This window comes from Actinotalea sp. C106 (assembly GCF_023630195.1).
GTDB lineage: Bacteria > Actinomycetota > Actinomycetes > Actinomycetales > Cellulomonadaceae > Actinotalea.
Window position 1 is genome coordinate 1 of record NZ_JALPKN010000134.1, and the last position, 8,623, is coordinate 8,623.

Consider the following 8,623-nt stretch of genomic DNA (forward strand, 5'->3'; position numbering starts at 1 on the left):
TGGCCCCGCTCGCGCAGCTCGCGTCGTGACAGCGGACGCGCCGCGCCGTCGTCGGCGCCCGGCGTCTGCCCCGACGTCGTCTGCGCGGGGGCGAGATCGTCGCGCTGCTCAGCAGCGAGGCCGCGCAGGCGCTCCTGCTCTCGTCGGCGGCGGCGCTCACCCCACTCCGCGGAGGACTGCTCAGACATCATGACCTCGATACAGACCGTGCTTGGCGATGTACTGGACCACGCCGTCGGGCACCAGGTACCAGACCGGCTCTCCCCGGCGCGCCCGTTCCCGGCAGTCCGTCGAGGAGATCGCGAGGGCCGGGACCTCGAGCAGGCTCACGGCGTCCTCGGGGAGCGCGTCGAGGGACAGGGTGTGCCCGGGCCGCGTGACGGCCACGAGGTGCGCCATCGTCCAGAGCCGCTCGGCGTCCTTCCAAGTGAGGATCTGCTCGATGGCGTCTGCCCCCGTGATGAAGAAGAGGTCCGCCTCGGGTCGCTCGGCCCGCAGGTCCGCGAGGGTGTCCACGGTGTAGGTGAGCCCGGGCCGGTCGACGTCGACCCTGCTCACGGTGAACCGTGGGTTGGAGGCCGTCGCGATCACGGTCATGAGGTAGCGGTGCTCCGCGGGCGTCACCCCGGCGTGCTGCTTGAGCGACGGGCGCCCCGTCGGGACGAAGACGACCTCGTCGAGGTCCAGACGGGCAGCGGCCTCGCTCGCGGCGACCAGGTGACCGTGGTGGACGGGGTCGAAGGTTCCACCCATCACCCCGATCCTGGGCCGGTGCTGAGTCATGCCGCTGGTGTCCTCCAGGCCTCGTGGTTGGGAACAGCAGGTGTCAGTGGCGGGTGCCGACGCTGCGGAAGGCGTACGTGACCGCGAGCAGCGCCATCAGTGCGCCGAAGGCCACGAGACCGAAGCCCTCGGGCGACATGGGAAGGTGGTTCACGACCTCCGCCTCCTCTGCGGCGAGCAGGGCAGCGTGCACGTCGACCTCCTGATGATCGTTGTTCTCACCGCTGGCTGGCGTCCGCAGCGGTCCGCCCAGTGTCGCACGTCCGGCATGGCCGGGTCGTCGCGCCACGACGTCCGGACGGGTGAGGAGGACCTCAGGGACGGATGTGCCCGTCCCCGTGGACGACCCACTGGGTGGTGGTGAGCTCCGCCAGGCCCATCGGACCACGGGCGTGCATCTTCTGCGTGGAGATGCCGATCTCGGCCCCGAGCCCGAGCTGACCGCCATCCGTGAAGCGGGTCGAGGCGTTGACCATCACCGCGGCCGACCCGACCCCCGCGACGAACCGCTCCGAGGCAGCGAGGTCACGGGTCACGATGGCCTCGGTGTGACCTGAGGACCACGTCCTGATGTGCTCGAGCGCGACGTCGAGGTCGTCGACCACGCGCACGGCGATCTCCAGGGCCAGGTACTCGGTGGCCCAGTCCTCGTCCTGCGCGACGAGCACCTCGACCCCGGCAGGGGCGAGGTCGACGGTGCGCTGGTCGCCGTGGAGCACGACCCCCGCCCCCGCGAGGGCCGCGAGGGCGCTGGGCAGGAATCCCGGGGCGGCGTCGTCGTGGACGAGGAGCGTCTCGGCCGCGTTGCAGACGCCGACGCGCTGGGTCTTGGAGTTCATCAGGATCGGCAGCGCCACCGCCGGGTCAGCGCTCGCGTCGACGTAGACGTGGCAGTTGCCGACGCCCGTCTCGACCACCGGGACCCTCGCCTCACGCACGACCGTCTGGATCAGCTCGGCCCCGCCACGGGGCACGAGCAGGTCGACGAGTCCGCGCGCATGCATCAGCGCGACGGCTCCGGCCCGCCCGTGGTCGTCGATCGACTGGACGCAGTCGGCCGGGAGCCCCGCGGCCTCGAGGGCCTCACCGAGGACGCGCACGATCGCCGCGTTGGAGCCCGAGGCCGCCGACCCGCCGCGCAGGACGGCCGCGTTGCCGCTCTTCAGCGCGAGGCCGGCCGCGTCGACGGTGACGTTGGGCCGGGCCTCGTAGATCATCCCGACCACGCCGAGGGGTACCCGGACCTGACGCAACCGCAGGCCGTTGGGGAGGGTCGACCCGCGGACCACCTCCCCGACCGGGTCGGGCAGGGCTGCGAGCTCGCGGAGGGCCTCGGCGATGCCTCGGAGGCGCTCTGGGTCGAGGGTGAGCCGGTCGAGGAGCCCGGGTGACACCCCACGGGCGTGCCCTCGCTCGAGGTCGACCGCGTTGGCGGCCACGATCTCCTGCGTCCCGGCCACGAGGGCGTCCGCCATCGCGTGCAGAGCGGCGTCCTTGTGCGCCCTGGTCGCTCCCGCGAGGCTTCTCGCCGCGACCCGGGCCCGCTCGGCGACCTGCCTCACGGCCAGGGTCACCTCGGCCGGGACCTCCACGGGGACCTCGTCGACAGGGGCAGCAGCTGGAGTGCTCATGGCCGAAGGATAGGCACTAGCGCCCGGTCGGCACGAGGACGAGGTCGTCCCGGTGGACCACCTCGCGGTCGTAGCCCGCGCCGAGCCGGTCCCGCAGCTCGTGGGTCGAGCTCCCGAGCAGCTCGGGCAGCTCGGCGGATCCGTAGGAGACCAGACCACGGGCCACCACGGTGCCGGTGGCCGACACCAGCTCGACGGGGTCCCCCGCCTCGAAGGTGCCCTCGACGGCGGTCACCCCCGCGGGCAGCAGCGAGGTACGACGTTCGACGACCGCCGCGACGGCGCCGTCGTCCAGCACGAGGCGTCCCTCTGTGCGGGCCGCGTGGGCGAGCCAGAGCATGCGGCGCGAGCGCCGCCGTCCGGTGGCCCCGAACCAGGTGCCGACCTCGTCTCCCGCCAGCGCCCGCGCCGCCTGCGCGGCCGAGGTCAGCACGACCGGGATGCCTGAGCCCGTGGCGATCGCGACCGAGGCCAGCTTGGTGACCATCCCCCCCGTGCCGACCGTGCTCCCTCGGGCAGTCACGGAGACGCCCTCGAGGTCCTGGGGGCCGTGGACCTCGGCGATCCGGCGGGCACCGGGACGACTGGGGGGGCCGTCGTAGAGGGCGTCCACGTCGGTGAGCAGCACCATCGCGTCAGCTCGGACCAGGTGGGAGACGAGGGCCGCCAGCCGGTCGTTGTCACCGAACCGGATCTCGTCGGTGGCGACCGTGTCGTTCTCGTTGACCACCGGCACGACGCCGAGGTCCAGCAGCGTCTCCAGGGCACGTTGGGCGTTGCGGTAGTGCCCGCGCCGGATCGTGTCCTCGGCGGTCAGCAGGACCTGCCCGACGCGCAGGCCGTGCTCGGCGAAGGCCTCGGTGTACCGGGCGACGAGGAGCCCCTGCCCGACCGATGCCGCGGCCTGGGCGGTGGCCAGGTCTCGGGGCCGAGCCACCATGCCCAGGGGCCCGAGCCCTGCGGCGATCGCCCCGGAGGTCACGAGGAGGACCTCGCCGCCCGCGGCGCGCCGCTGCGCGAGCACCTCGACCAGGCGCCGCAGGGCGTCCGGGTCGAGCCGCCCGTCGTCCCCCGTGAGGGAGGAGGAACCGACCTTGACGACGACACGACGGGCCTCGGCGAGGCCCGCGCGACCGGAGATCACGCGTCGTCCTCGGGGGTGGTCCAGTGACCCGACTCGCGCTCCGTCCACAGCTCGGCGCGGGCGTCGGTCTTGGCGTCCATGCGTTCCTTGTACTCCTCGCGCCGGGCCGCGCGGGTCGGCCGACGGGTGTCCTCGAGGCGCAGGTCGGTGCCACGGGGCCCACCCAGCAGCTCGGTCCCGGTGAGCATGGTGGGCTCCCAGTCGAAGACCACGGCGTCGTCACCCGCCCCGATGACGACCTCGGCCCCCGGGGTGGCGCCGGCCTTGAAGAGCTTCTCCTCGACACCCAGGCGGGCGAGGCGGTCGGCCAGGTACCCCACGGCCTCGTCGTTCGAGAACTGGGTCTGCCGCACCCAGCGCTCGGGCTTGGTGCCGAGCACCTGGAACCACACGCGATCGCCGCTCTCGCGGCGCGTGACGGAGAACCCTGCGTCGTCGACGGCCTTGGGGCGCAGCACCACGCGGGTGGGGGTGCTGGGAGCTGCGGCTGCTCGCGCCGCGTCGACCATCGCGGCGAGGGCGAAGGTCAGCGGGCGCAGCCCCTCGTGACTCGCGGCCGAGATCTCGAAGACCTGCAGGCCGCGGGCCTCCAGCTCGGGCCGGACCATCTCGGCGAGCTCGCGGGCCTCGGGGACGTCGACCTTGTTGAGCACGACCATCCGCGGCCGCTCAGTCAGGGGCACCTCGCCCTGGACCTCGAGGTCCCCGGCGTAGGCGGCGAGCTCGGACTCGATCACGTCGAGGTCGCTCAGCGGGTCCCGCCCGGGCTCGAGCGTCGCGCAGTCCAGGACGTGCACGAGGACGGCGCAACGCTCGATGTGGCGGAGGAACTCCAGGCCCAGCCCCTTGCCCTCGCTCGCCCCGGGGATGAGCCCCGGGACGTCGGCCACGGTGAAGCGTGCAGAGCCGGCCTGCACGACGCCGAGGTTCGGGACCAGGGTGGTGAACGGGTAGTCGGCGATCTTGGGACGTGCCGCCGAGATGGCCGCGACGAGGCTCGACTTGCCCGCGCTGGGGTATCCGACCAGTGCCACGTCGGCGATCGTCTTGAGCTCGAGCACCACGTCCCGCCCCTCGCCGGGCTCGCCCAGGAGAGCGAAACCAGGGGCCTTGCGGCGAGGCGAGGCGAGGCTCGCGTTGCCGAGCCCTCCGCGGCCACCCGCGGCGATGACGTACTGGCTGCCCGGACCGACGAGGTCGGCCAGCACGGAGCCGTCGGTCGCCTTGACGACCGTGCCGTCCGGGACCGCGAGGACCAGGTCTCCACCCGTGCTGCCCTGGCGGTTGTCCCCCATGCCCTGGGTGCCCGACGGGGCGTGCCGGTGGGGCGAGTGGTGGTATTCGAGGAGGGTCGTCACCTGGGGGTCGACCTCGAGGATCACGTCACCGCCGTCCCCACCGTTGCCACCGTCGGGGCCGGCGAGGGGCTTGAACTTCTCACGCCGGATGGAGGCACACCCGTGGCCGCCGTCACCGCCGGACGCGTGCAGGACGACGCGGTCGACGAACGTGGCCACGGTGTGCTCCCTTCCTGGGGCCGGTCCCGCGAGGCGGGCCGGCGGTCAGTCTGCTGAGACGACGAAGGGGCGCACCGTGCGGTGCGCCCCTTCGTCGACGAGATGGGTCAGGCGTCGGCCGTCACGATGTCGATGACCTTGCGGCCACGACGCACACCGAACTGCACAGCACCCGGGGTGAGGGCGAACAGCGTGTCGTCGCCGCCACGGCCCACGTTCACGCCGGGGTGGAAGTGCGTGCCGCGCTGGCGCACGATGATCTCGCCCGCGTTGACGAGCTGACCACCGAAGCGCTTGACGCCGAGGCGCTGCGCGTTCGAGTCGCGACCGTTCCGCGAGGAGCTTGCGCCCTTCTTGTGTGCCATGGCTGACCTGCTTTCGTGCTGAGCGGGGAGGGAAGGAGATCGGGACCGGCGGTGACCGCCGGTCACCTCACTTGATGCCGGTGACCTTCAGGCGGGTCAGCTTCTGACGGTGCCCCATGCGCCTGCGGTAGCCCGTCTTGTTCTTGTACTTGAGGATGTCGATCTTGGGGCCCTTCTCGGCCCGGACGATCTCGGCGGTGACCGTGATCTTGGCGAGGGCCGAGGCGTCGGAGGTCACCTTCTCCCCGTCGACGAGCAGGAGCGCGGGCAGCTGGACGGTCGAGCCGGCGTCACCGGACAGCCGGTCCACGACGACGACGTCGCCGACCGACACCTTCTCCTGGCGGCCACCAGCCTTGACGATCGCGTACACCACGTTGCTGCTCATCTCTACTCGTACGGCGTTCTCACGTCTGATGACGTGCCCGGTTACTGCGCAGACGCCCTGCCCCACCGGGCAGGTGCCCGGTCGAACCCAGCGCTGGTCGAACGAAGCCTCACAGGAGGCCCAGCACCCTGGGCACGTGAAACGGTACGCGCACGGCGCACCGACGTTCCAGAGTACGGAAGGCCGGGCCATCCGGTCAAATGGACTGGACGGCCCGGCCCCACAACTACGGGGTCGACCCGGACGACTCCTCCGAGGTGACCTCGTCGGGGCTGCCGTGGTCGCCCTGCTCGACCGCTTCCACGCTTCGCACCGTCGCCTCGAGCTCGGCCTCAGCAGCCACCGAGGCCGGGGACCCGCCGTCGTCCTGGGCGCGACCCGCGGCCGCGTCCTCCTGGGCACCGGTCGGCTCCTGCTCCTGCCCCTGCTCGTGCTCGTGCTCGTGCTCGTGCGCGTGGGCCGCAGCCGCGGCGATCGTCGCGAGCGTCGCCTTGACGGCCTCGCGGGCCTCGGGGAGCACCGGCACGCTGACGGCCGCGGCGGGCTGCGCCGAGCCCTTCTTGCGCCGGGAACGCTTCGACTCCCCGTCTCCCTCACCGCCGCCCGAGGACTGCTCCCCTGCGCCCTTCGCCTCGACCGGCTCGTTCAGGACGTGGAAGCCACGACCGTGGCAGTGCTCGCAGGTCTCGCTGAAGGCCTCGACCAGCCCCTGGCCGACCCGCTTGCGGGTCATCTGGACCAGGCCCAGCGAGGTCACCTCGGCGACCTGGTGCTTGGTCCGGTCCCGCCCCAGGCACTCGACCAGGCGCCGCAGCACCAGGTCGCGGTTCGACTCCAGGACCATGTCGATGAAGTCGATCACGATGATGCCGCCGATGTCCCTCAGCCGGAGCTGTCGGACGATCTCCTCGGCGGCCTCGAGGTTGTTGCGGGTGACGGTCTCCTCGAGCGTGCCGCCGGTCCCGGTGAACTTGCCCGTGTTGACGTCGACCACGGTCATGGCCTCGGTACGGTCGATCACGAGCGAACCGCCCGAGGGCAGCCACACCTTGCGGTCCATGCCCTTGGCGAGCTGCTCGTCGATCCGGTGCGCGGAGAAGACGTCACCCTGATCGGTCCACCGCGAGACGCGGTCGGCGAGATCGGGGGCCATGGCACCCACGTAGTCCGATATCGCCGTCCACGCCTCGTCCCCCTGGACGACCAGGGAGCTGAAGTCGTCGTTGAAGATGTCCCGCACCACACGGATCGCGAGGTCGGGCTCACCCTGGAGCAGCGCGGGCGCCGAGGCGGTCTTGGCCTTCTTCTCGATCGCGGCCCACTGGTCCTGCAGACGTTGGACGTCGCGGCGCAGCTCCTCGTCCGAGGCCCCTTCGGCCGCGGTCCGCACGATCACGCCCGCGGCGTCCGGGACGATCTCCTTGAGCAGCTTCTTGAGACGAGCGCGCTCGTTCTCGGGGAGCTTGCGGGAGATCCCCGTCATGCCTCCACCCGGCACGTAGACGAGGTAGCGGCCGGCGAGGGTGATCTGCGAGGTCAGGCGTGCGCCCTTGTGGCCGATCGGGTCCTTCGTGACCTGGACCAGGACCGAGTCCCCTGACTTCAGGGCCTGCTCGATGCGGCGCGGCTGGCCCTCCATCCCGGCGGCGTCCCAGTTGACCTCGCCCGCGTAGAGCACGGCGTTGCGCCCCTTGCCGACGTCGACGAACGCGGCCTCCATGCTGGGCAGCACGTTCTGCACCCGGCCGAGGTAGACGTTCCCCGCCATGGAGGACTGCGCGTTCTGAGCCGAGCGGGACACGAAGTGCTCGACCAGGACGTCGTCCTCGAGCACCGCGATCTGCACCCGTCCGTTGCTCTCACGCACGACCATCGACCGCTCGACAGCCTCGCGGCGGGCCAGGAACTCAGCCTCGGTGAGCACCGCTCGGCGACGACCCGCGTCGCGGCCCTCGCGTCGGCGCTGCCGCTTGGCCTCGAGCCGCGTGGAGCCCTTGAGCGCGGTGACCTCGTCCGACGCCGTCCGTCCGGCCCGCGAACGCGAACGGCCCGAGCCTCCTGCGCCGCTCGAACCCGAACCCGAGGTCGAGCCGGGGTCCTCGGCCGGCTCGCCCTTGCTCCGGCGGCGACGACGCCGGCGACGGCTCGAGGAGCTGCCGCCCTCGTTGTCCCCGTCCTCACCGGAGTCCCCGTCCTCGGAGGAGTCCTGGTCCTCGGAGTCTTCGGTGCTGTCCTCCGTGGGTGTCTCGGCCTGGGGGGCGCGACCTCGCCGTCCCCGTCGCCCACCCGTCGCGCGGGCGGGCTCCTGCTCGGGCTCGGGGTCCGAGCCGTCGGTGGCGTCCTCGTCCTCGCGGTCCTCGCGGTCCTCAGCGGACTCGGCCCCGCCCTTGCGACGACCACGGCCGCCGCGTCGACGACGGCGACGACCGCCACCGCTGCCCTCGTCCTCCGACGCATCCTGCTCGGAGTCGTCCTCCTGCGGTGCGGCCTCGGGGCGGGCGGGCGGGCCGCCGGGCTCTACCTCGGCGCCGTCCTCGTCCTCCTCGTCCTCCTCGACGGGGGGCGGCGGGCCTGCGGGCGCCTGGGCACGTCGCCGTGGCCGAGCGGTGGGGTCCGGGGCCTGGAAGAGCAGGGCGGTGGCGGCGGGACGCGCCGGCTCGGCGGGGGCAGCGGTCTCCTCGCCGTCCTGCGTGGGCTCGTCCTCCTCGACGGAGCCGGGCGTCTCGGGCTGGGGGCGTGTGCGACCGAGCTCGGCGAGCACGTCGAGCCGCTCGGACTCGGCGGCCGTCGCGTCG

9 protein-coding genes are annotated in these 8,623 nt (G+C 72.6%); all 9 read right to left on the minus strand.

The annotated features are described in order from the left end of the window. On the minus strand, positions 1–188 hold a 188-nt coding region (locus L0B03_RS10305), incomplete at its 3' end, for a hypothetical protein (RefSeq protein ID WP_250445710.1). Then, positions 181–783 (minus strand): nicotinate-nucleotide adenylyltransferase, encoded by a 603-nt coding sequence (gene nadD, locus L0B03_RS10310; protein WP_250445711.1) that lies wholly within the window; start codon positions 781–783, stop codon positions 181–183. The genes nadD and L0B03_RS10305, both read right to left, overlap by 8 nt. Before the next feature lie 43 nt (positions 784–826). Continuing rightward, positions 827–976, minus strand: a complete 150-nt coding sequence (locus L0B03_RS10315; RefSeq protein ID WP_250445712.1) for a hypothetical protein — start codon at positions 974–976, stop codon at positions 827–829. A 121-nt stretch (positions 977–1,097) separates the two neighbouring features. Continuing rightward, positions 1,098–2,414 (minus strand): glutamate-5-semialdehyde dehydrogenase, encoded by a 1,317-nt coding sequence (locus L0B03_RS10320; protein WP_250445713.1) that lies wholly within the window; start codon positions 2,412–2,414, stop codon positions 1,098–1,100. A gap of 16 nt (positions 2,415–2,430) precedes the next feature. Continuing rightward, a complete protein-coding gene (gene proB, locus L0B03_RS10325; RefSeq protein ID WP_374204931.1) occupies positions 2,431–3,558 on the minus strand; it encodes a glutamate 5-kinase in 1,128 nt (375 codons plus the stop codon). Then, entirely contained in the window at positions 3,555–5,075 is a 1,521-nt protein-coding gene (gene obgE, locus L0B03_RS10330; protein WP_250445714.1) for a GTPase ObgE, read from the minus strand. Before obgE ends, proB begins: the two co-directional genes overlap by 4 nt. 107 nt (positions 5,076–5,182) lie before the next feature. Beyond that, complete coding sequence (gene rpmA / locus L0B03_RS10335; protein WP_208054349.1) at positions 5,183–5,440, minus strand: 50S ribosomal protein L27; 258 nt, start codon at positions 5,438–5,440, stop codon at positions 5,183–5,185. Between the two features lie 67 nt (positions 5,441–5,507). Continuing rightward, positions 5,508–5,816, minus strand: a complete 309-nt coding sequence (gene rplU, locus L0B03_RS10340) for a 50S ribosomal protein L21 (protein WP_250445717.1) — start codon at positions 5,814–5,816, stop codon at positions 5,508–5,510. Between the two features lie 238 nt (positions 5,817–6,054). Further along, a partial coding sequence (locus L0B03_RS10345) for an Rne/Rng family ribonuclease (RefSeq protein WP_250445715.1) occupies positions 6,055–8,623 on the minus strand: 2,569 nt, incomplete at its 5' end.

Coding starts and splice junctions, on each gene's coding strand:
- nadD (WP_250445711.1), bottom strand. CDS start 783: ATGACTCAGCACCGGCCCAGGATCGGGGTGATGGGTGGAACCTTCGAC.
- L0B03_RS10320 (WP_250445713.1), bottom strand. CDS start 2,414: ATGAGCACTCCAGCTGCTGCCCCTGTCGACGAGGTCCCCGTGGAGGTC.
- rpmA (WP_208054349.1), bottom strand. CDS start 5,440: ATGGCACACAAGAAGGGCGCAAGCTCCTCGCGGAACGGTCGCGACTCG.